This window comes from Ruegeria sp. D6, from assembly GCF_056534365.1.
The window spans coordinates 667,788-688,512 of the sequence record NZ_JBQFPH010000002.1 but is presented as its reverse complement, the minus strand read 5'-3'; the positions used below and the strand labels follow the sequence as shown (position 1 = coordinate 688,512).

General features: G+C 54.1%; 20 protein-coding genes. 8 read left to right on the top strand and 12 right to left on the bottom strand.

Translation table 11 applies throughout. The features are described 5' to 3' along the window. Positions 1 to 4 precede the first annotated feature (4 nt). Positions 5 to 472, bottom strand: a complete 468-nt coding sequence (locus ACR0A1_RS10935) for a tripartite tricarboxylate transporter TctB family protein (protein WP_480752226.1) — start codon at positions 470 to 472, stop codon at positions 5 to 7. A 69-nt stretch (positions 473 to 541) separates the two neighbouring features. Then, positions 542 to 1,501, bottom strand: a complete 960-nt coding sequence (locus ACR0A1_RS10930) for a tripartite tricarboxylate transporter substrate binding protein (protein ID WP_480867447.1) — start codon at positions 1,499 to 1,501, stop codon at positions 542 to 544. 103 nt (positions 1,502 to 1,604) lie between these two features. Between ACR0A1_RS10930 and ACR0A1_RS10925 the strand changes: the two genes are divergently transcribed. After that, complete coding sequence (locus ACR0A1_RS10925; protein ID WP_170818911.1) at positions 1,605 to 2,522, top strand: LysR family transcriptional regulator; 918 nt, start codon at positions 1,605 to 1,607, stop codon at positions 2,520 to 2,522. Between the two features lie 231 nt (positions 2,523 to 2,753). On the opposite strand, the gene ACR0A1_RS10920 is transcribed toward ACR0A1_RS10925, so the two are convergent. After that, the gene (locus ACR0A1_RS10920; RefSeq protein WP_480867445.1) at positions 2,754 to 3,650 is read right to left on the bottom strand and encodes a LysR family transcriptional regulator; all 897 of its coding nucleotides are present in this window, start codon (positions 3,648 to 3,650) and stop codon (positions 2,754 to 2,756) included. Positions 3,651 to 3,735: 85 nt separating this feature from the next. Here ACR0A1_RS10920 and ACR0A1_RS10915 point away from each other — a divergent pair, with 85 nt between their 5' ends. After that, positions 3,736 to 4,167 (top strand): VOC family protein, encoded by a 432-nt coding sequence (locus ACR0A1_RS10915; protein WP_480562545.1) that lies wholly within the window; start codon positions 3,736 to 3,738, stop codon positions 4,165 to 4,167. Positions 4,168 to 4,194: 27 nt separating this feature from the next. Beyond that, entirely contained in the window at positions 4,195 to 4,950 is a 756-nt protein-coding gene (locus ACR0A1_RS10910; protein ID WP_170597516.1) for an isochorismatase family protein, read from the top strand. A gap of 325 nt (positions 4,951 to 5,275) precedes the next feature. Here ACR0A1_RS10910 and ACR0A1_RS10905 read toward each other — a convergent pair whose 3' ends face one another. Then, positions 5,276 to 6,112 carry a TauD/TfdA dioxygenase family protein gene (locus ACR0A1_RS10905; RefSeq protein WP_480867442.1) on the bottom strand — a complete coding sequence of 279 codons (837 nt, stop codon included), beginning with the start codon at positions 6,110 to 6,112 and terminating at the stop codon, positions 5,276 to 5,278. Positions 6,113 to 6,619: 507 nt separating this feature from the next. Next, positions 6,620 to 7,522, bottom strand: coding sequence for a LysR substrate-binding domain-containing protein (locus ACR0A1_RS10900; RefSeq protein ID WP_223116970.1), 903 nt, complete (start codon positions 7,520 to 7,522; stop codon positions 6,620 to 6,622). 181 nt (positions 7,523 to 7,703) lie between these two features. On the opposite strand from ACR0A1_RS10900, the gene ugpB reads away from it, so the two are divergent. From ugpB to ACR0A1_RS10875, 5 genes are all read left to right on the top strand, one after another. Next, complete coding sequence (gene ugpB / locus ACR0A1_RS10895) at positions 7,704 to 9,014, top strand: sn-glycerol-3-phosphate ABC transporter substrate-binding protein UgpB (RefSeq protein ID WP_170513071.1); 1,311 nt, start codon at positions 7,704 to 7,706, stop codon at positions 9,012 to 9,014. A 61-nt stretch (positions 9,015 to 9,075) separates the two neighbouring features. Further along, entirely contained in the window at positions 9,076 to 9,957 is an 882-nt protein-coding gene (ugpA, locus tag ACR0A1_RS10890; protein WP_170513075.1) for a sn-glycerol-3-phosphate ABC transporter permease UgpA, read from the top strand. Positions 9,958 to 9,977: 20 nt separating this feature from the next. After that, positions 9,978 to 10,814, top strand: coding sequence for a sn-glycerol-3-phosphate ABC transporter permease UgpE (gene ugpE / locus ACR0A1_RS10885; RefSeq protein ID WP_170392936.1), 837 nt, complete (start codon positions 9,978 to 9,980; stop codon positions 10,812 to 10,814). A gap of 3 nt (positions 10,815 to 10,817) precedes the next feature. Further along, positions 10,818 to 11,873, top strand: coding sequence for a sn-glycerol-3-phosphate ABC transporter ATP-binding protein UgpC (gene ugpC, locus ACR0A1_RS10880; protein WP_480867439.1), 1,056 nt, complete (start codon positions 10,818 to 10,820; stop codon positions 11,871 to 11,873). Then, the gene (locus ACR0A1_RS10875; RefSeq protein ID WP_480867437.1) at positions 11,873 to 12,820 is read left to right on the top strand and encodes a glycerophosphodiester phosphodiesterase family protein; all 948 of its coding nucleotides are present in this window, start codon (positions 11,873 to 11,875) and stop codon (positions 12,818 to 12,820) included. The genes ugpC and ACR0A1_RS10875 overlap by 1 nt, the downstream gene beginning before the upstream one ends. Positions 12,821 to 13,251: 431 nt before the next feature. On the opposite strand, the gene ACR0A1_RS10870 is transcribed toward ACR0A1_RS10875, so the two are convergent. The 7 genes from ACR0A1_RS10870 to ACR0A1_RS10840 form a co-directional block, all read right to left on the bottom strand. Further along, complete coding sequence (locus ACR0A1_RS10870) at positions 13,252 to 13,860, bottom strand: histidine phosphatase family protein (protein WP_170392710.1); 609 nt, start codon at positions 13,858 to 13,860, stop codon at positions 13,252 to 13,254. A 417-nt stretch (positions 13,861 to 14,277) separates the two neighbouring features. Beyond that, positions 14,278 to 15,777: a mannitol dehydrogenase family protein gene (locus ACR0A1_RS10865; protein ID WP_480752233.1), complete on the bottom strand. Its 1,500-nt coding sequence runs from the start codon at positions 15,775 to 15,777 to the stop codon at positions 14,278 to 14,280. Then, positions 15,777 to 16,550, bottom strand: a complete 774-nt coding sequence (locus ACR0A1_RS10860) for an L-iditol 2-dehydrogenase (protein WP_480752234.1) — start codon at positions 16,548 to 16,550, stop codon at positions 15,777 to 15,779. The genes ACR0A1_RS10865 and ACR0A1_RS10860 overlap by 1 nt, the downstream gene beginning before the upstream one ends. After that, positions 16,547 to 17,551, bottom strand: coding sequence for an ABC transporter ATP-binding protein (locus ACR0A1_RS10855; protein ID WP_480752235.1), 1,005 nt, complete (start codon positions 17,549 to 17,551; stop codon positions 16,547 to 16,549). Before ACR0A1_RS10855 ends, ACR0A1_RS10860 begins: the two co-directional genes overlap by 4 nt. Before the next feature lie 11 nt (positions 17,552 to 17,562). Beyond that, on the bottom strand, positions 17,563 to 18,393 hold the full coding sequence (locus ACR0A1_RS10850; protein WP_010443328.1) for a carbohydrate ABC transporter permease: 831 nt from the start codon (positions 18,391 to 18,393) through the stop codon (positions 17,563 to 17,565). A 12-nt stretch (positions 18,394 to 18,405) separates the two neighbouring features. Beyond that, positions 18,406 to 19,272, bottom strand: a complete 867-nt coding sequence (locus ACR0A1_RS10845) for a carbohydrate ABC transporter permease (RefSeq protein ID WP_170392706.1) — start codon at positions 19,270 to 19,272, stop codon at positions 18,406 to 18,408. Between the two features lie 109 nt (positions 19,273 to 19,381). Continuing rightward, positions 19,382 to 20,686 (bottom strand): ABC transporter substrate-binding protein, encoded by a 1,305-nt coding sequence (locus tag ACR0A1_RS10840; RefSeq protein WP_170392705.1) that lies wholly within the window; start codon positions 20,684 to 20,686, stop codon positions 19,382 to 19,384. Positions 20,687 to 20,725 lie beyond the last annotated feature (39 nt).

The window sequence follows — 20,725 nt, the reverse complement described above, 5'->3', positions numbered from 1 at the left end:
TGTTTTACCCCTGAATCCAGCTGAGAAGGTCGAAAACTTCGCCATATGGCGGGTACACACCCAGCAGGACAAAAAAGATGAGATGGAAGACCAGCGGGCAAAGAACGATCGACAAAACCAATCCGATCCGACTGCGTACGCCGAAAATGTAGAGGACGATCGGCGTCACGATCGCAGTCGGCAGCAGGTAGCCGAACCAGCGGAACGACTGCTGGTACAGCATAGCGATGATAAACAGACCTATGATCTGTAAAGTCGCGTTGCTGTCTTGATCGTCACTTGTATCACCCGCCGTCTGGCGCGTTGCGCTCAACACCATAACACCGGACAGAGCAAGTAGAGCGAGAGCGGCGGAGAATGGCACAATCCCGGCCCATGTATCGCCCGGAGATGCGGCCGGTACTTGCCAGGCCTCCCAGATTGCAAAGATTGAGATGAGGGCAAGCACCAGACCTTCTGCATAGGCACGCATGTCTTTCCTCCGAGATATCAACATGAACAAGGGGGTCGGGTGACCATTGTTCACCCGACCATGAGGACATTAGTTGGTCAGGCTTTGGACCAAGGGAGTGGCGTCCTCTTTCATTGCGGATAGGGTTGTTTTTGCGTCCGCTCCATTCTGGTAGACCGGGCCGGTTCCGCGTGAGGCAAGGAGTTCCGCAAATTCTGGCTTGGCGGCAATTTCTTCCAGCGCGGTCTCCAACGCAGCAATCACTTCTACCGGTGTGCCCTTAGGTGCAAAGACGATCACTGGGGATGATACTGCAGCGAATGGAATGCCCAGCTCACCAAACGAGGGGACATCAGTCATGATCCCATCCCGCTCCTGACTGTTGACGGCCAGTGCCCTCAACTGCTCTTGAAAACCAGCAAGTTGCTGAACGCCAAGGAACCCGAAATCAGCCTGCTCGCCGATCAGGGCAGCCCGGGTCGGCCCGCCGCCTTTGAACGGCACATCCTGGGCGTCAATCCCGTTACTGGCCAGAAAGCCCAACCCACCGACGTGGTGGAATCCACCACGCCCCGAGTGTGCCCAACGCAGCTCGCCGGGATTGGCCTTGGCCGCGTCAATTAAATCCTGAACGGTCTGATACGGACTGTTGACTGGTACGATAAGCGACGTCTGCAATTGTCCTACCTGAGCGACAAAATCGAAGCTCTCCAATGCATCAATGTCAGTATCTCGGGTCATCGTCGACAAAAGGAACGATCCTCCGGATGTCATCATCAGAGTATACCCGTCGGGCCGTGCGCCAACCACCGCATTGGCCCCATTCAGGCCGCCCGACCCCGGCTTGTTGACCACAACAACGGGCACATCCAGCGTGCCTTCCGCCGCGGCCGAGATGGCGCGGGCATAGGCGTCAGTACCGCCCCCGGCCTTGTAGGGAACAACCAGGTTGATTGGTCGTTTTGGCCAATCCGCTGCAAAGGTTGCGGTGGCAGTCGTGGTGACGGCTATGGCGGCAATAACAGCACCAAGAAGCGTTCTGCGTTTCATGAGTAACCTCCCAAATTCGCTTGGGATCAAATTACGCGAAAACATCAATTGTAAAAAATGCAAATATGTTATCTACTCTTGCAAAAATTGAAAGTATGGATTGATGAACATCAAGGCCCTACGCGCCTTTCGCGCAACATTGTCCGAAGGCTCGCTGGTTGCCGCATCCGAGATTCTGCACCTTAGCCAGCCTGCGATCAGCCGCTTGATTTCGGGGCTCGAGGCCGAACTCAAGCTGACGCTGTTTGACCGCAGCGGCCGCAATCTGACCCCAACACCCGAAGGGTTGGCGTTCTACCGCGAGGCAGGCCGTATCCTGGACAACCTTGATGAAGTTCCTCGGATCGCTGCCGAAATCCGGGCAGGTCGCACGGAAACTCTGAGGATTGTAACCATGCCCCGAATTGCGCAGTCGCTGTCAGCCCCGGCCGTAGCGCGATTCATGAAGGCCAGCCCCGGCACCAATATCAACCTTGATGTCCGGGCAAGACGTGAAGCGGGGAAATGGTTGGCCGGACGAGAATACGATATCGGTATTGGTGCTTTGCCCGTCGATCATCCGGGCATTGTCACTAAACCTTTGTTGAGAGTGAGAGCACAAGCGGTCTTACCATTGGATCATCCTCTTTCCATCCGAGAAGAAATTACGGCGAGTGATCTCGCGGAAGAAACTATCATACGCTTGATGCACGGTCTGTTGTTGCGCGACCAGTTGGACGATATTTTTCACTCTGCTGGTGTCACACCAAAGCAAACTTGCGAAGTGGCAGCATCTCAACTCGCGTGCTCGCTTGTTGCAGAGGGTGCTGGTGTAACTGTTGCGGACGAGTTGGTCGTCGCCCAAACCAATTCGGACAAACTAGCACTTGTACCGGTGACGCCTGAACGCTGGATGACGTTTGGCCTGCTTTACCCGATCGTGGATGCGAAGTCCGATGCCTTGCTTTCATTCGAAAAAGAGTTGTTTGGCGTGGTCAACGCGTTGGCTCAACTAAGCCCGACGCTTGAACGTGTTCAATGACCCTGTCTGCCGGATTCCATGTTTCGACAGATTAGGAATTGCGGGAAAGATGTAATGATTGCAGTTTTCTACCCATTATTTCCCATCAGTCAGCTCATTGCTGCCTATCGTGGCGTAAGTAAAACTATGACGTGGTTGATCAAATCAGACATTGCTGCAAGGCGCGATACTGTCCGCAAGAAGACTGCTCACAGCAAACGAAGGACTTTGAAACTTCGGCGGCACCTGACTTCAGCCGCTCATTTCGACCAGAAAATCGATCATAGCGCGGGTCTTTGCGGGCAGGTTGTCGCGGCTGGCATAGATCACATGGACTCCGATAGAAGGCGGGCTGAAATCGGGTAAGATCGCCACCAATGCCCCGGCATCCAGTTCAGCCTGACAGGAAAGCTGAGGCAGACGTGTAATCCCACGACCAGCAAGGGCCAGCACCTTTTCGGTATGACCATCGTTGCATCGAATACGAGGAGCGATTGGAACCGCGATTGCCTCACCATCTGGTCCTGGGTAGGTCCAGTTTTGGGTGGCCCCGTGAAACGAAAAATCAATTAGTTGATGCCCCTTTAGGTCATCGGGGTGGCGGGGCGTGCCGTTTCGGTTCAGATAGGCGGGGGAAGCCACTGTAAGACCTTGTGTGCGAAAAAGTTCGCGTGCAATCAAATCGGACGGAGGCAAATCACCGATGCGCACCAGCAGATCGATGCCTTCACCGATCATGTCGGCCCGGCGCTCGGATATGTCAATGTTCAGATCAACTTCGGGGTATCGCTGCAGAAATTCGGGCAACCGATCGTTCAGCCATCCATGTGCAAAAACCACAGGAACGCTCATCCGAAGCTCTCCAAAGGGTCTGTCGCCGATGGAATGCAACCTGTTTTGTACGGCGCGGGCGTCATCCACAATCCGGCGGGCGTTTTCATAGTATATGCGCCCGGATTCCGTCAGGCTGATCCGACGCGTGGTCCGATTCAATAACCGGGCGCCAAGCCGGGCCTCAAGCCGTCCGATTTCTTTACTGACATGGCTAGGCGTATGGCCCAGCAGTTTTGCGGCAGCACTCATGCCTTCCTGTTCCACTACTGTGCAGAACAGAACCACGCCGTCGAACAAGTCTTTATTATGATCCATTTGGAATAAATTACCTTCCAGATGAGATATTAAGCATCAACGCAAGTATAGTTACATTGGTTGCAGTGTAATGAAAGGCCAAACCATGTTGGATATAAGAAACTTCGATCACATTGGCATCCGCATCAGCGACCGCGATACATCAGTCGCCTTCTATGAGTTGCTGGGATTCGAGTTGATCGCGGATGGCGGCTATGACCATGGCCATCCGTTGGTGATGCTGCATCCGTCCGGGATCAACATCAACCTGTTAGGCCCCGCTACAGCAAAAGCTGGTGAAAACGTCTTGATGGATGAGGTCGAGAAGTTTCCCGGCATCACGCACCTGGCCGTCAAGGTAAGGGACGCCGAAGCAACCGAGGCCTTTGTTACCGAACACAGCATAGCCATCACAGGCCGTCGAGAATTTCGCGGTACCAAGACAATTTTCATCCGCGATCCGGATCGTAATGTCCTGGAACTTGTTGGTCCCGGACCATCTGTCGCGCGACTGATCGCCGAGCATGTGCACGGTTGAACCCCCATCATTAATGGAGATGCACCCATGACCACTTTCATCAAACCGTTCGCCGCAGCCCTGAGCTTGACGATCAGCGCCGTAGCACTCCCAGCAACCGCAGAAATACCTATGATCAAAACAGTGGATGGTGTCGCAACATACCCAGACGGCTATCAAGGCACGCCTGTCCGAGCCGCAGATAATGACCCGTTTCTGTCACCGACCAACTCGGCGCTGATCCTTATCGACTACCAGCCGCCGATTTTGGCTGGGGTTAAGAATATCAACCACGAAGAGCTGATCAACAATACCACGGGTCTGATAAAGACCGCCGTGATCTACGACATCCCGATCATATTCAGCCATGTAGCCGTAGGATTGAACGGCTATGATCCTATGATCGAAGATTTGCGCGAACTGGCCCCGAACGCGGTATTTGTTGACCGGACCAATGTGAACGCTTGGGAAGAGCCTGAATTTGTAGCTGCAGTTGAAGCAACGGGCCGAAAGAAGCTGATAATGGGCGGTCTTTGGACGGATGTATGTCTGGCTTATCCCGCGATTGAGGCCGAGTTGGCCGGATATGACGTCTACGTTCCGGAAGATGCCGTTGGATCGATCACTCAGACCAGCCACGCAAACGGCATGCGCCGCATGATCGAGGCTGGTGTTGAACCTATAACATGGAATGTGGTTCCAGCCGAACTGCAACGCGACCACGCGCGCACCGATAAACTGCAGGCCGTCACTCGCGTGTTTATGGAGCATCTTTTCAAAGTTGACCCGGACTCAACCTGGTAAATTCAACATCTGTCAGGGGCTTCGGTCCCTGACGAATTCTGCTTGAAATCAGGCTTTGCCTGTTTGCACTTGAGCAATTTCTAGAAAGCCGGCGTCGGTTACTATGGGGAACCTGATTGGGACAGCTCCCCGCTGCTGATTGCGGTTCAGCAACAATTTGTCCTTCCGGGCACAAACACCAAAATCGAGAACAGCCCGAACCCACCATTTGCTTGAGGTTGCCATTGTGACGGTTGGGTCCGTCAAATCAGGCATTCGCGACATTGGCAATTTAATGGTCCGAACTCACACCATAGGCAATTTTGCGCACCCTCGGGGCTGTATTCTATGTCGGCTGAATGGCGGAAACAGCTGAGCCCTCCACAGTTACTCGATGCATCAGGCGTCGAAATCCGTGATAGTCGTTGATGGCCTTGTGCCATGTCGCTCGGTTGTCCCACATGGTGATGTCTCCAGTCCGCCATCGGACGCGGCATTGGAATTCAGGTTGTTTGCAATGTTCATAGAGCATGGCAAGGATTGCATCGGACTCCTCACGGGAGAGGCCCTCGATATGCGTGGTAAACACCGGGTTCACGAATAATCCGCGACGCCCACTCAAGGGATGCGTGATGACTACTGGGTGGCGTGCGTCTTGAATGGCGTTTTCTGCGTTGCTCAGACGCCCGCTCGTTGCAGCCTCGCTTTCTTGCGCAGCTGCACCAAAGACATGCCGCGATGAATGAATGGCTGTAAGCCCATGCAGAAACTGGCGCACCGGCACGGACAGTGCGTCATAGGCTGCGCCCATTGAAACAAAAAGCGTGTCCCCGCCGTATGGCGGCATTTCGATGGCATGGAGAATAGAACCCATGGCGGGTTCTTGATCGTACGAATGGTCGGTATGCCAACCTTCGCCGACCGCTTCTCTTTGATCCTTTTCCTTAAGCACCATGGCGATCTCAGGATGGCCATCGACAGGTCTGAAGAATCGATTGACATTGATCGGACCGAAGCGACGGGCAAATTCCAGGTGATCGTCTGGGCTGACTTGCTGATCTCTGACGACGATCACAGAGTACTTTGCAAACGCGGCGTGAATATCTTCAAACTGGGTACTGTCGCGGATGTCAGCATCCATGATCTCAGCTCCCAAACCGCCTGTCAGTGGTCTTATGTCCATTATTCTGCTCCTTGCTCTAGTGGCGGAAGTTTAAGGGTGGCCAATGATCGGAGAAACTGAACTATCTGGACACAGTTTTGTTGGTGCTGCGTAAAACCTGCATCTGAACTGGCTCGATCATTTCGTGTACAGTGCGCTGGTTCAGCATAAGTGCGTTTACGTTGTTCAAACTTCACCTTCGATAACATCGGTCCCCGCATTTCGATCAACCTGCACTACGGATAAGCCTGCCTCTTACTGCAGCGCTAGCACGTTGGTCAGACGAATGCTATTTGCGCGGTCAAATGGATTTTGGCGAGCAAGGATTAGGAAGCTTGCAATTGATGCTCCTTTGCGAAATTTATGGCTGTTTCACTGATCATGGCTGAATGGGTGTGGATCGCTTTGGTGCTGGATCCGGATGATGCCCAGAGGTCTCAAAACTCTGATGTTTCTTATGCAGAAAGGGGTAGGTGATTTGTCGGCAGCGCAAAGGCTCTTTCATGTGCCGTGGTTTTTTTGACGGGCTCATTGGGCTTTGAACGGTTTTAAGCTTTCTTGAAACTGTTCGATGAATTCGAGTGTCACCAGTGACGGTTGTTTCAATATTGGGCGCACAAGCGATAGTGTATGTGGAAGCAATGGCTTGAACGGCCTATAGCTCAATCCACGCGTTGAATACTGGATGGCGTCCAACTCGCTTACCACGGAAACTCCGACACCTTTTAGTGCCAACTCACAAGCTGCGGTGAACTGCCTGACTTCGATGTGGGAATTCAACTCTACGTTGGCGCTCTGAAACGCTTTGGAAAGCCGCCCAAAAAAGTCGCTGTCGCGTCGTGTATGGATAATTTTAGCATCTTTAATATCCGCTGGTGTCACCTCAGCGAGGCTTTCCAATTCATGCCCGGTGGGAAACACGCAAACTGTGCGGACATTGATGTTTCTGCTTTCAACGGCCGGGTGACCGTTAAAGCTGTCCGTGATCCCGAAATCATACTGCTCACCTATCATCCACTCGAGAATCCGTTCCGGTCGATCTGGTTCAATCGTCAGGGTGACGCCGGGCCGATCCTGCAAAAACTTGGCGACGACATCGGGAAGATGACTTGTGGCGAACCCCGGTAAGCAAGCGACGCGGATGTGACCCGCTTTGCGCTGTGTGATGTCCTGACTGACATCCGAGATTTGCTTCATCAATTCCAGAACGCGCTCTACGCTGGGTTGCAGATATCGTACCTCCTGTGAGGGCACCAAGCGACCTTCGCGGCGATCAAAAAGCTGAAAGCCAAGTGATTTTTCCAAATCAGAAAGCAGTCTGCTGACTGCGGGCTGACTTATCCCAAGATCCGTTGCTGCAGCAGTGACCGACCCATTGGTGGAAACGGCCATGAGCGCTTCCAATTGCCGGATCCGCAAAGTTTGACTCATATTTTGAACCTGGTTCGTTGTTTCCCTAGTTGGTTTATAATGTAATGTTATGTTTTTCTCAAAAATTAAATGCTTGAATTATAAAATTGTAACGTTAACGTCGTGAAATCGTCATGTGTGCTGATTACGCGTTGCGGTCGGTATTCAACGAAGCATCAACCCCTGATGCATGGGAGGAATCATGAAAAAGAATTTTCTAGGCGCTCTCGCCTTAACAACTGCTCTGTCGCCGGTGGCGGCTATGGCGCAAACCGAAATTCAGTTCTGGCATGCCTTCACCGGTCGACTAGGCGATCTTGTGAAGGCTCAGGTTGAAGAGTTCAATGCCAGCCAAGATGAGTTCACTGTAGTAGAAAGCCATAAAGGCAACTATTCGGAAACCTTGAATGCGGGTATTGCTGCTTTCCGAGCAGGTGAACAACCACATATCCTGATGGTTTTCGAAGTAGGCACGGCAACGATGATGTCGGCCGAAGGGGCTATCAAACCAGTGTATGAAGTGATGGCTGAAAGCGGTGCATCATTCGATCCTGATGCCTACATTGGTGCCGTCAAAGGCTACTATACGACCACTGACGGGGACATGCTGTCGCTGCCCTTCAACTCGTCCACACCCGTTCTCTGGGTCAATCGCGATGCTATGGAAGCGGCGGGTGTTGACCCTGACACGGATTTGTCGACCTGGGAAAAGGTTGGTGACGTTCTTGACCAGCTTAAGGCTGGGGGTGAAGACTGTCCGCTGGTCACCGCTTGGCAAAGCTGGATCCACCTTGAGAACCTTTCGGCCTATCACGACGTCCCATTCGCATCGAAGGACAATGGATTTGCCGGTCTTGATACCGAACTGATGTTGAATGGACCGACGCAGGTGGCGCACCTGACCGCGATGGGTGACTGGGCCAAAGATGGTAAATTCATCTATACCGGCCGCAGAAATGAAGGTGGCGCGAACTTCCGGGCAGGTGAATGCGCACTATTCACCGAAAGTTCGGCAGGTTATGCCGGCATTAGCTCTGAGGCTGAGTTCGAATTCGACGTGCGCCCATTGCCCTATTGGGAGGCGGCCGTAAGCGAGCCGCAAAATACCATTATTGGTGGCGCTTCGCTTTGGGTGATGGAGGGTCACGACCCTGAAGAATACAAAGGTGTCGGTGAATTCCTGAGCTTCCTGTCATCTTCGGACGTTCAGGCGAACTGGCATCAGAACACAGGGTATCTTCCAATCACCGCCGAAGCTGGCGTCGCGACCCGAAATGCTGGTTTCTATGAAGAAAACCCAGGTACTGACATTGCTGTCATACAGATGACCGCCAAAGAGCCGACTGCGAATTCGAAGGGTCTGCGTCTGGGGTCGTTTGACCAGATCCGCGGTATCATCGACGAAGAGCTCGAGGCCGTCTGGTCCGGTGAAAAGACCGCTCAGGAAGCAATGGACAGTGCGAAAGAACGCGGCGATGCCCTGCTGCGCCGGTTCGAGTCTGCCAATCAATAAGTCCTAATTCGATGCGGGCCTGTTTCGGGCCCGCATCTTCTCTATTCGGTGGTTTATCGGGATGGAAAAACGCGTCACCTTTCGCGGCTGGCTTCTGCCATTGGCTCTGATCGCCCCTCAGGTCATTATCTCCGCCGTTTTCTTTTTCTATCCGGCCGGTCAGGCGGTTTGGCAGTCTTTGTTCATACCTGATCCCTTTGGGCTGTCGTCCCAATTCGTGGGGTTCGGCAACTTTGAATTCCTGCTGAGCGATAAATTTTACCGCGCTTCTTTCGTGACGACGGCGGTGTTTTCGACGCTCGTCACTCTGTGTTCAATGATCCCGGCGTTGTTTCTGGCGGTCATAGCGGACCGCCTGATCAAAGGATCGGGTGTTTACCGGACGCTGCTGATCTGGCCCTACGCCGTTGCCCCCGCTGTTGCAGGCGTGCTGTGGCTGTTCATGTTCAACACGCGTGTTGGTGTCGTGTCGTGGTACCTCGGCCAGCTTGGTTATGACTGGAACCACGTTCTGAACGGCACCGAGGCCATGGGCCTGGTGGTTGTAGCCTCAGCCTGGGGGCGTATCAGCTATAACTTCTTGTTCTTCTTCGCAGCGCTGCAGTCGGTCCCAAGATCGGTGATCGAGGCTGCGGCAATTGACGGCGCGCGCTTCTGGCGCCGGTTCTTCACAATCGTGCTGCCGCTTTTGTCACCAACCGCGTTCTTCCTGTTGGTGGTGAATGTTGTCTACGCATTCTTTGAGACCTTTGGCGTCATCCACACGATCACTGGCGGTGGCCCACAGCAGGCGACGACCATTCTAGTCTACAAAGTCTTCTCGGATGGGTTCGTTGGACAAGATCTCGGTTCGTCCTCCGCTCAGTCCGTCATCCTGCTTATTGTCGTTGGTCTGCTGACCGTCATCCAATTCAAATACGTGGAAAAAAGGGTGCACTACTGATGGCAGCCCAACAACACGGAATGGTCGAAAAACGTGGCATGGGGATCTGGTTGACCCATGCCATGATGATCCTTGGCGTCTTAATCATCTTTTTCCCGATCTGGCTGGCGTTCGTAGCATCGACTGTGACCCAGCCGGAAATCGTGTCGCCGCCCATGCCCATTCTTCCCGGCGATCAATTCTGGGAAAACTATAAGGCCGCGCTGTTTTCCGGCGTGAACGTCCCGGTCGCCACAATGTTGTTCAACAGTCTCGTGATGGCCATCGGAATCGCAGTGGGCAAGATCATAATTTCGCTGCTGTCAGCTTTTGCGATCGTCTATTTCCGTTTTCCCGGGCGAACGACGTTCTTTTGGCTGATCTTCCTAACGCTGATGCTTCCGGTCGAGGTTCGTATTGTGCCGACGTTCGAAGTTGTCGCCGGGTTCGGCATGCTCAACAGCTACTATGGGCTGATCTTCCCCTTAATCGCCTCGGCCACGGCAACGTTCCTGTTCCGGCAGTTCTTTCTGACGATCCCGGATGAACTGGCCGAAGCTGCACGCGTCGATGGTGCCCGCCCGATGCGGTTTTTCATTGATATCGTGGTCCCCATGAGCCGAACGAATATCGCGGCGCTGTTCGTGATCCTTTTTATCTACGGGTGGAATCAATATCTCTGGCCGCTGCTCATCACTACCGATCCTGAAATGAACACCATCGTGATGGGTATCAAACAGATGTTCCCATCCGGCGACGACGTGGCGGAATGGCCGGTCATCATGGCCACTTCGATTTTGGCAATGATCCCGCCGGTCATCGTAGTGGTGTCGATGCAAAAGCTCTTTGTCCGCGGCCTCGTCGATAGCGAGAAGTAAGAAATGGCAACAGTAAACTTAGAGAATGTCAAAAAGAGCTTTGGCCCGACGGATGTTATCCATGGCATCGACATAGATATTGCGGACGGTGAATTCATCGTGATTGTTGGCCCTTCGGGCTGCGGAAAATCCACGCTTTTGCGAATGGTTGCGGGCCTTGAAACCGTAACGTCCGGTGAAATCCGGATTGGAGAAGAACGAGCCAACGACAAAGAGCCGATGGATCGCGATATCGCGATGGTGTTCCAGAATTATGCGCTCTACCCACATATGTCGGTGCGCCAGAACATGGGGTATGGGCTAAAAATCGCGGGGCTTCCAAAAAACCAGATTGACCAGAAGGTGACCGAGGCCGCCAAACTGTTGCAGCTGGAAGCTTTGTTGGACCGCAAACCCCGGCAGCTTTCAGGCGGTCAACGCCAAAGGGTGGCAATGGGGCGGGCAATTGTTCGCGAGCCGGCGGTTTTCCTGTTTGATGAACCACTCTCAAATCTTGATGCCAAGCTGCGTGTTCAGATGCGTTTAGAAATCCGCGAGCTTCAGGAAAAGCTTGGAATTACATCGCTTTACGTGACTCACGATCAGGTCGAAGCGATGACGATGGCAGACAGGATGATCGTGATGAACGGAGGCATCGCTGAGCAGATTGGGACGCCATTGGAGGTATATGAAACACCAGGAACCCTTTTCGCGGCTCAGTTTATTGGTAGCCCTGCAATGAATATCTTTGATGCTCAGCGTGAAAACGGAACGGTTAAGATAGGGGGCATAGAGATTGGCCCATCCACGGGGCCTGATACCCCACTAAAGCTTGGAATCCGACCAGAGCATCTGTTTCTGGACGACAATGGTCCGTTGGAAGCCGCTATTCAGATGGCGGAACCGCTAGGCGCAAACACCTTATTGCATGGCCAGCTCACGGATGCAGGCGACGCGATTACGATAAGTCTTCCGGGTGTCCACCCAATCGAAGGCCGGCATCCGAGCATGCGGTTCTCAGTTGCCTCAGAGCACATGCATCTGTTTGACCATTCATCCGGCAAGAGGTTGGAAGGCTGATGGTCTTTCCACAGGTTGAAGCCTTTCGTGGTGGCAAAAACCTGATCCGGGTTGTGGGGCATCGAGGTGCGCGGGGTGTGCTGCCCGAAAACAGTATGATTGGCTTTGACTTTTTGCTCTCTATCGGCGTCCCGCTGCTTGAGTTTGATGTTGTCCTGACGGCCGATGACGTACCGGTCATAACCCACAACCATCGGCTGCACGCTCCCAGCTTTCGTGACGCAAATGGCCTGTTTCTGACCGGAGAAGAGCCGAAGGTCTCGTCATTGACGTTCGAGCAAATCCAGCAATTTGACATCGGGCGGTTGGATGGTCATTCGGCTTATGGCCAACGGTTTCCGGACCAGGCTCAACTGGATGGCATCCGTGTTCCAAAGTTGCAGGATTTGCTGGATTTGGTTGATGATCCAAAATACGGCGATGCCTATTTGATGCTCGAACTGAAGTCGGATCCGGAATTGGCTCACGATGCGCTTTATAGGAAGAAATTTGTCGGTCGGGTTCTTCAAGAAGTACGTGACAAAGGATTGTCTTCGCGCGCGGTGCTCCACAGTTTTGATTGGAACCTGTTGGAGGAGTGTCAGCGGCAGGCTCCTGACATGCCGTCTTCCTACCTGACGCAGCTTCCGGAAAACGCCGCGGATGTTGGTGAGGATTCCTCGAAAGCGGTTTGCCCTGACTTTCGTGGTCGTCGTGATGAAATTCCAAATTTGGTCAAGCAAGCTGGCGGTTCGCTTTGGTGCCCATACTACACGGATGTAACGGCTGAAAATGTGGCGCGCGCAAAAGAACTGGGCCTATGTGTTGCCGTGTGGACGGTCAATTCGCACGAAGAAATAGGCAGAATGATCGACCTGCGCGTGGATGCAATTGTATCTGATTATCCTGGGCGGGTTCAAAGGCATCTGTCGGATTTGGGCGTGAGGTGGAGTGTCGATTGCCGGTGAGCACCGCGCCACAAACGCTGACGCCGTTCATGTTCTTTTCAGTTGCAGTTGGGAAGGATCAGACACATCAACTAGCCTAAATTTGCAAAAGAACCATCGTCTAAAGCACCGTGCAATTGTTAGGTAGCCGCATTGGATCATGCCGAAAGGCTGGCCAATGGATGCGATTAAGATCCGTGTGCAGCAGAAATTGCTTCGCTTGGAGAGGTCGGCGTGAACAGTGTGTTACACTAACAAAAAAACATACCGAGAAAAACAAATCTATCCTTGAAGTGGCGCATTCAACTAGAGGGGCGCAGTTTGTGAAAACTCAGTGTCGTATTGAATTTGCGGTGAATGAGCCGATATCCCCCGCTTCATCGAGATAATAATTTGGACCTGCAACCAACGGAAAACCGGATACTCGGGACAAATGCCCAATCAACGAAGCTTTAGTGTTCAATGTAGGCTGAATGTCCGTCTTGCAACCTGATGAAGCCGTCTTGAGGTTCGTTCAATTCAAATACCTCTTGTGCGGATAGGCCCAGGAAGATTCCTCGAAACACGCGGGATGTTAATCCGTGGCCAACAATTATCACTGTTCCTTCGAACGAGCTGCTCGAATACCATGAGGAAACACGATTGTGCACGTCAGCATAGGACTCTCCACCCGGGGGTGGATAATTCCAGCGATCAGAGCATCGCGCTTCCCATTCCTTGGGAAACTGTCGAGTGATCTCTTTTTCAGTCAATCCTTCCCATTGCCCGAAACTGCATTCCACCAAACTGGTCTCGTACTCGATGATTTCTGGCGGCAGACCTAGTTCCTTGATCACGATTGATGCTGTCTGTGCAGCTCGGCCAAGCGGGCTCGAAAATATTGAAAGCGAATGATCGAAAGAAAGGCGGCTTCGTAGTTTACTTGCGTTTGCCAATGCTTGACGAATGCCTCGGTCGGTCAGGGGCGAGTCCCGACGTCCTTGCCTCCGTTTTTGGGAGTTCCATTCGGTCTCGCCGTGACGAAGCAAATAGAAGGTTGGGCTGATGTTCTGGTCTCGCACTTGTTGACTACTTTATTCATCGACGCAAAGCGAAGTAATTCTGATTTTTAGTTTAAGCAGTGTCTCGTCTAAGCGGGCAACTATTGTCGAAAAAAGCAACCAATCCTCTGGTTGACACAATTGATAACACGAATGAAGGGCCGCTACACGACCTGTGCGTTAAATGAGGCGTCGCTCATTTTGATCCTTTAAGGGCTCTCCGCCGACTTGGTTTGCGCTTAAATTCGATGACAACTTCTCGGATGCGTGGACATGATGGAAGAACTTATAGGCGAAAATCGCAAAACTTGCGCGTAGTGGGTATTGGGGTCGTATCAAAATCAACGGCTTCGCTAAGGCCGGATGGCTGAATACTGTGTCGCTCGATATTCGTATCGGCGACTGACCCTGCTCTGCAAAGCGCGTTCAGAAAAGGGCTCAACTGCGATTGATATATTCCGCGATAGCTGCCCGACTGCCGTGTTTCCAGATCGTAGTTAGCCAGAAGGCAAAAGCTCTGGGAAAGTCTGCGCCGAGGGCGCAAGCATCGCTATAGTGTTGCTGGCCGACCCAGAGTTCTGGATCGTCTTTGGACGCCAGCGAAGCTTTCTGTAGACTCTCCCATTGGGGGTCATTGGGGGCGATTTCGGAGCCATCTTCACGGTATCCTGCACACATCCGACACCAGAAAGCTTCGGCCAGCGCGAGCCCGCTTATGGAAGAGCCTGCCGCAAGTGCATCACGAAGTGACGGCAGCAAGAACCCGGGGTGTCGCGCCGATCCATCGAAAGCAACCCGGCGCGTCGTGTCGTGAATGGCCGTATTTGCAAATCGCGTCTCAACTTGCTCAAGGTATTCATTTGCAGTCGCTCCGGGGACGGCTGCGACATGAGGCAGAATTTCTTCTTCTTGGACCTTTCTGAAAAACGCCAAGATATCCCGGTCCTGCATGCAATCCGAAATTGTCGGGACATTCAGTATTTCGCCGACATTAGCAAGCAACTGGTGACCGCCGTTCAAGATGCGCAGTTTCATCGTCTCATAGCTTTGGACATCACGGGTCAGCGTGACGCCGACCTGTTCCAGGGGTGGGCGCCCGGCGCAGAAATCGTCCTCGATCACCCATTGGCGATAGTTCTCGTGCGATACGGGTGCTTGGTCATCGACGCCAAGTGCGTGGCATTGTGATATCACTTGGTCTGTTGTAGCGGGCACGATGCAATCCACCATTGAATTGGGGAATGCGCCGTTCTGGTCTATCCAGTCGGCCAGAGCAGGGTCAGACAGGCGTGCTAGACCGACAACACAGTTCCTCAGGATCACGCCATTATCCTTAAGGTTGTCGCAGCTCAGCGCGGTGAAGGGTTTGATGCCCTGCGCCCTGCGCTGCTTGAGCGCCGCAATGATCGCACCGAATACTGTGCACGGCTGGTTTGGATTTGCTGCATCATGAAGAATTTCTTGGTGATCTGTGTCGAGGGCACCCGTGTTGGCATCTCGGTAATATCCACCTTCGGTCACTGTCAAAGACACAATCTTGATGGAAGGCTCGGACATCTTGCGGATCAACGCTGCATTGCCTGCCTCGACCGGAAGATAGTCGATCATCGGACCAATTACCTGGGCGGACATCCCTTTCGGGTCCAGTTCGATCAATGTCGTCAAGCAGTCCTGCGCCAGCAGACGCCCTCGCATCTCGGAATCGTAGCTTCGCACACCGGCTCCGATGATTGCCCAGTCGTGGGCCTGACCTTGCTGCATCAACTGGTGGATATACCAAGCCTGATGCGCGCGGTGAAAATTCCCGAGACCGATATGGACAATGCCGGGCGTCAGGTCCGAGCACCTGTAAGATGGGGTCCTGACAGTTGTCGGCAGGTTTGAAAGGTTATCTCGCCTTAGATGTACTGCAGGATTTGCGTTTGCCACAGGATTCATCAGCTCATCCAGTTTCCGCCATCGACGTTATATGTCTGGGCGACAATGTACCTGGCTTCGTCAGAGGCCAGAAACACAGCCATCCCGGTCAGATCCTCTGCGCGACCAATCCGCCCGTAGGGAACAGCTGCCGCCACTTCGCGTTTCTTTTGGCCGAGCGGTTTATCTTCATGTTTTGCAAAGAACGCATCAACGCCATCCCAATGCTCGCCATCAACAACACCCGGAGCAATTGCGTTCACGTTGATCCCATGAGCGATCAGGTTCAGCCCCGCCGATTGGGTCAGCGATATGATCGCCGCCTTGCTGGCGCAGTAAACTGCGACCAAAGGTTCCCCCCTTCGCCCAGCCTGAGATGCCATGTTGATGATCCGACCTTTGGTCCCGTGCTCGATCATGTGCCGGGCGACCGCCTGCATCGTGAACAAAGCACCCGAGACGTTGATGTCAAACACGCGGTTGTAGTCTTCCCGCTCAATCTCAACGATTGGGGCGGCGGTGAAGATTGCCGCATTGTTGATCAGAATGTCGATAGGGCCGAAATGTGTAGCGGCTCTTGCGACGGCCTCATCTATGCTTTCTTGGTTTGTCACGTCCATCTCGATGGCGAATGCAACCTGACCCAATTCTGCGGCGGCGTCTTTCGCACGCTGGATGTCGATGTCGGCAATGGCAACACGCGCGCCTTCTGCAACATAAGCTTTGGCAAAGGCCAATCCGATGCCTCGCGCAGCCCCGGTGATCAGGGCGGTTTTGCCTGCCAAGCGTGTCATTCGATCCGCAAGCCTTTCGCATCAAACCGATGGATGACATCTGCACGCGGTGTCAGGTGAATTCGATCCCCATGGCGGAAGCCGACCTCACCATCTGCGCGGACGGTAATGGTTTCGGCCAGTCCGGTCTCGTGGACGTGAAAAAAGGTGTCCGATCCCAAGTGTTCTGAAACGCTGACGATCCCGGACCATTCACCTTCAGTTTCCGAAACCGCGATGTGTTCCGGGCGAATACCGATTGTTTGTGCACCGTGTTTCGCCGCCTCTGGTCCTTCGATGAAGTTCATTTTGGGCGAGCCGATGAACCCTGCAACAAACAAGTTGCGCGGCGTCCGATATAATTCAAGCGGGCTGCCGACCTGTTCGATCACACCGGCCTGAAGCACGACGATCTTGTCGGCCATTGTCATGGCTTCAACCTGATCGTGCGTCACGTAAATCATCGTTGTCGCCAGACGTTCGTGCAGTTCGCTGATCTCCAGCCGCATGCCAACGCGCAGCGCCGCGTCTAGGTTTGAAAGGGGCTCGTCGAACAGGAATGCCGCGGGCTCACGAACAATGGCGCGACCAATGGCAACGCGCTGGCGTTGCCCACCGGAAAGTTGCCCCGGGCGGCGGTCGAGATAATCGCTCAGGTTCAGGACGCTTGCTGCGCCTTCGACCCGCTTGTCGATTTCGGCCTGATCCAGCTTGGCCATACGCAAGGGAAAGGCGATGTTCTTGCGCACACTCATATGCGGGTACAGAGCATAAGACTGGAACACCATTGCCAGACCACGTTTGGCGGGCGGTACGTCGGTTGCATCCGCGCCATCAATGTCGATGGAGCCCGAAGTGATGTCCTCTAGCCCCGCAATGAGCCGCAACAGCGTGGACTTGCCACAACCAGAGGGCCCGACGAAGACGGTGAATTCACCGTCCTCGATAGTCAAATCTAGTGGTGGAATGACCTCTATGTCACCGAAGCTTTTGGTCACTGACTTGAGTTGGATACGTCCCATAGTCGTCTTCCTTATTTCACAGCGCCGAAAGTCAGGCCGCGGACAAGTTGTTTTTGGCTGAACCAGCCAAGGATGAGGATTGGTGCGATCGCCATGGTCGATGCCGCGCTGAGCTTGGCGAAGAACAGGCCTTCGGGGCTGGAATAGCTGGCAATGAATGCGGTAAGCGGCGCTGCGTCAACGGCAGTCAGGTTGAGCGTCCAGAATGCCTCGTTCCAGGCAAGAATGAAGTTCAGTAACACGGTCGAGGCGATGCCGGGCACGGCCATGGGTGTCAACACATAGAGGATTTCCTCTTTCAGCGTGGCACCATCCATCCGGGCGGCTTCCAGAATCTCACCGGGGATTTCACGGAAATAGGTGTAAAGCATCCAGACGATGATCGGCAGGTTGATCAGCATCAGCACCACGACCAGCCCTCCGCGCGTGTCCAGTAGACCCAACCGGATGAACAGCAGATAGATCGGGTAGAGAACACCCACCGCGGGCAGCATCTTGGTGGACAGCATCCACAGCAGGATGTCCTTGGTACGCTTGGACGGCACGAAGGCCATGGCCCATGCTGCGGGCACTGCGATGATCACGCCCAGAATGGTTGATCCACCTGCGATGATCACCGAATTCCACAGGAACCGCATGTAATCCGAGCGTTCCTGTACGATTGCATAGTTCTCGAGCGTCCAATCGAAGTTCAGGAACAGCGGTGGGCTGGCGATCGCCTGAGCTTCGGTTTTGAAGCTGGTCAGGATCGTCCAGAGGATCGGGAAAAAGATCAGCAGACCAACGGCCCAGGCAAGGGCGGTGTTCAGCGATTTACGACGGGATGTGACGGCGCGGGCCATGGTCGTTCCTCCTCACGCGTCCAGGTTTTTGCCGACGATGCGCATCAGGAAGATCGCAACGATATTGGCAAGGATGATGGCGTAGACACCTCCGGCTGATCCGAGGCCGACATTCTGGCTTTCCAGCACACGCTGGAAGATCAGGTAGGTGAGGGTGCGGGTGCCGAAGGCGCCGCCGGTGGTCACGAAGATTTCGGCGAAGATCGACAAAAGAAAGATCGTCTGGATCAGGATCACGATGGTTATCGCGCGGCTCAGATGTGGCAGGACGATGTGATAAAAGCGTTTCAGGACTGGCGCACCATCCATTTCGGCTGCTTCCAGCTGTTCACTGTCCAGTGACTGAATTGCGGTCAGCAGGATCAGTGTCGCGAAGGGTAGCCACTGCCATGAGACGATCATGATGATCGAAGTCATTGAGGCCTCGGATAGCCATGAGATCGGCTCGGCCCCGAAAAAGCGCCATAGATGGGCCAGCAACCCATTCACAGGATCCATGAACATGTTCTTCCACACCAACGCAGACACGGTGGGCATGACAAAGAAGGGAGCGATCACGAGGATACGGACAACGCCCTGACCCCACATGGGTTGATCCAGCAGCATCGCTAGTAGAATGCCCAGAATTACGGTGATCACCAAGACGCCGCCTACGATCATCAACGTCGCTTGCACGGCGGGCCAGAAGGAGCTGGACGAGACGAACCGGACATAGTTGTCGAACCCGACCCAGCCCAAGTCGCCACCGCGAAGGGGCAGATACTTCTTGAAGGAAAAATACAGCGTCATCGTCAGGGGCACGAGCATCCAGCCAAGTAGCAGGACCACTGCGGGTGCCATCATCAGGCGCGCGACGGATCGGGAATGTTGAGTTGCCATGACGCAAACCCTCTCTGTTCAGGCATAACCAAAGCCTGCGAGAAAAACGCGAGTTGTGGAAGGGTAGAGCGGGGGGCAGACCTCTGCCCGCCCGCCGGGGAGGGATGCCTCAGTAGCCTGCGGCTTCCATTTCTTCGGTGGTGAAGGCCTGCGCTTTGGCGAGTGCTTCGTCCACTGACTGCTGTCCGGCATAAACTGCCGAGAACTCCTGACTTACTTGCGTAGCGATACCGGCAAACTCGGGGATCGCGACGAACTGGATACCCGTGTATGGCGTCGGCTGTGCGCAGCAATTCTGTGGATCGGCCATCAGGATCGACTCTAAGGTCATGTTCGCAAAGGGAACTTCCTTGTAGTTCGGGTTCTCATAAAGCGAGGTTCGCGCGCCCGGCGGCACATTGGCCCAGCCTTCATTTTCGGCCACCAACTCAATGTAGTCTTTCGAGGTCGCCCATTCGATGAATTGCTTTGCCGCGTCCTCTTGCTGCGTGCCCGCTGGGATCGCTAGCGCCCAGGCCCACAACCAATTGGCGCGTTTATCTACGCCTTCCGAGTTCGGTGCCAGTGCAAAACCAACCTTGTCTGCCACTGTTGAGTCGTCAGGATTGGTCACGAAGGATGCCGCGACGGTTGCGTCGATCCACATGCCACACTTGCCCTGCTGGAACAACGACAGGTTTTCATTGAACCCATTGGTGGCGAAGCCTGCCGGGCCAGATTCATTCATCATGTCGACGAAGAAAGTGAGCGCTTCTTTCCATTCCGGCTGATCGAACTGGGGCTTCCAATCCTCGTCAAACCAGCGCGCGCCGAAGGAATTGCCTGTCACGGTGATAAAGGCGCCGCCTTCACCCCAACCAGCCTTGCCACGTAGGCAGATACCGTTGATGTCATTGTCCCGATCCGTCATTGCAGCGGCAGCTTCGCGGATGAATTGCCAGGTAGGCGCGTCGGGCATTTCAAGGCCGGCCTGTTCCATCAGGTCAGTGCGGTACATGATCATCGAGCTTTCACCATAGAATGGCGCTGCGTACAGCGTCCCTTCATGGCTTAGGCCCCCCGCCATTGCGGGCAGAATGTCCCCGACATCGTAGTCTTCGGACAAACCATCTAGCGGAACCAACCAGCCATTCGCGCCCCAGATGGGCGTCTCGTACATGCCGATGGTCATGATGTCGAACTGACCGCCCTTGGTCGTGATGTCGGTGGTGACGCGCTGACGCAGCACGTTCTCCTCCAGCGTTACCCATTCGACGTCGATACCGGTCGCTTCGGTGAATTTGTCAGTATAGCCCTGCATCCGGATCATGTCGCCATTATTCACGGTGGCGATCGTGATAGATTGCGCGTGGGCTGCGGCCGTAGCGACGAATGTCAATGCAGTCGCCGCGCGAAGTGCGTGCTTCAGATACATCCCTGTCCTCCCTGAGCTTGGATGTCGTGCAGAGAGCGT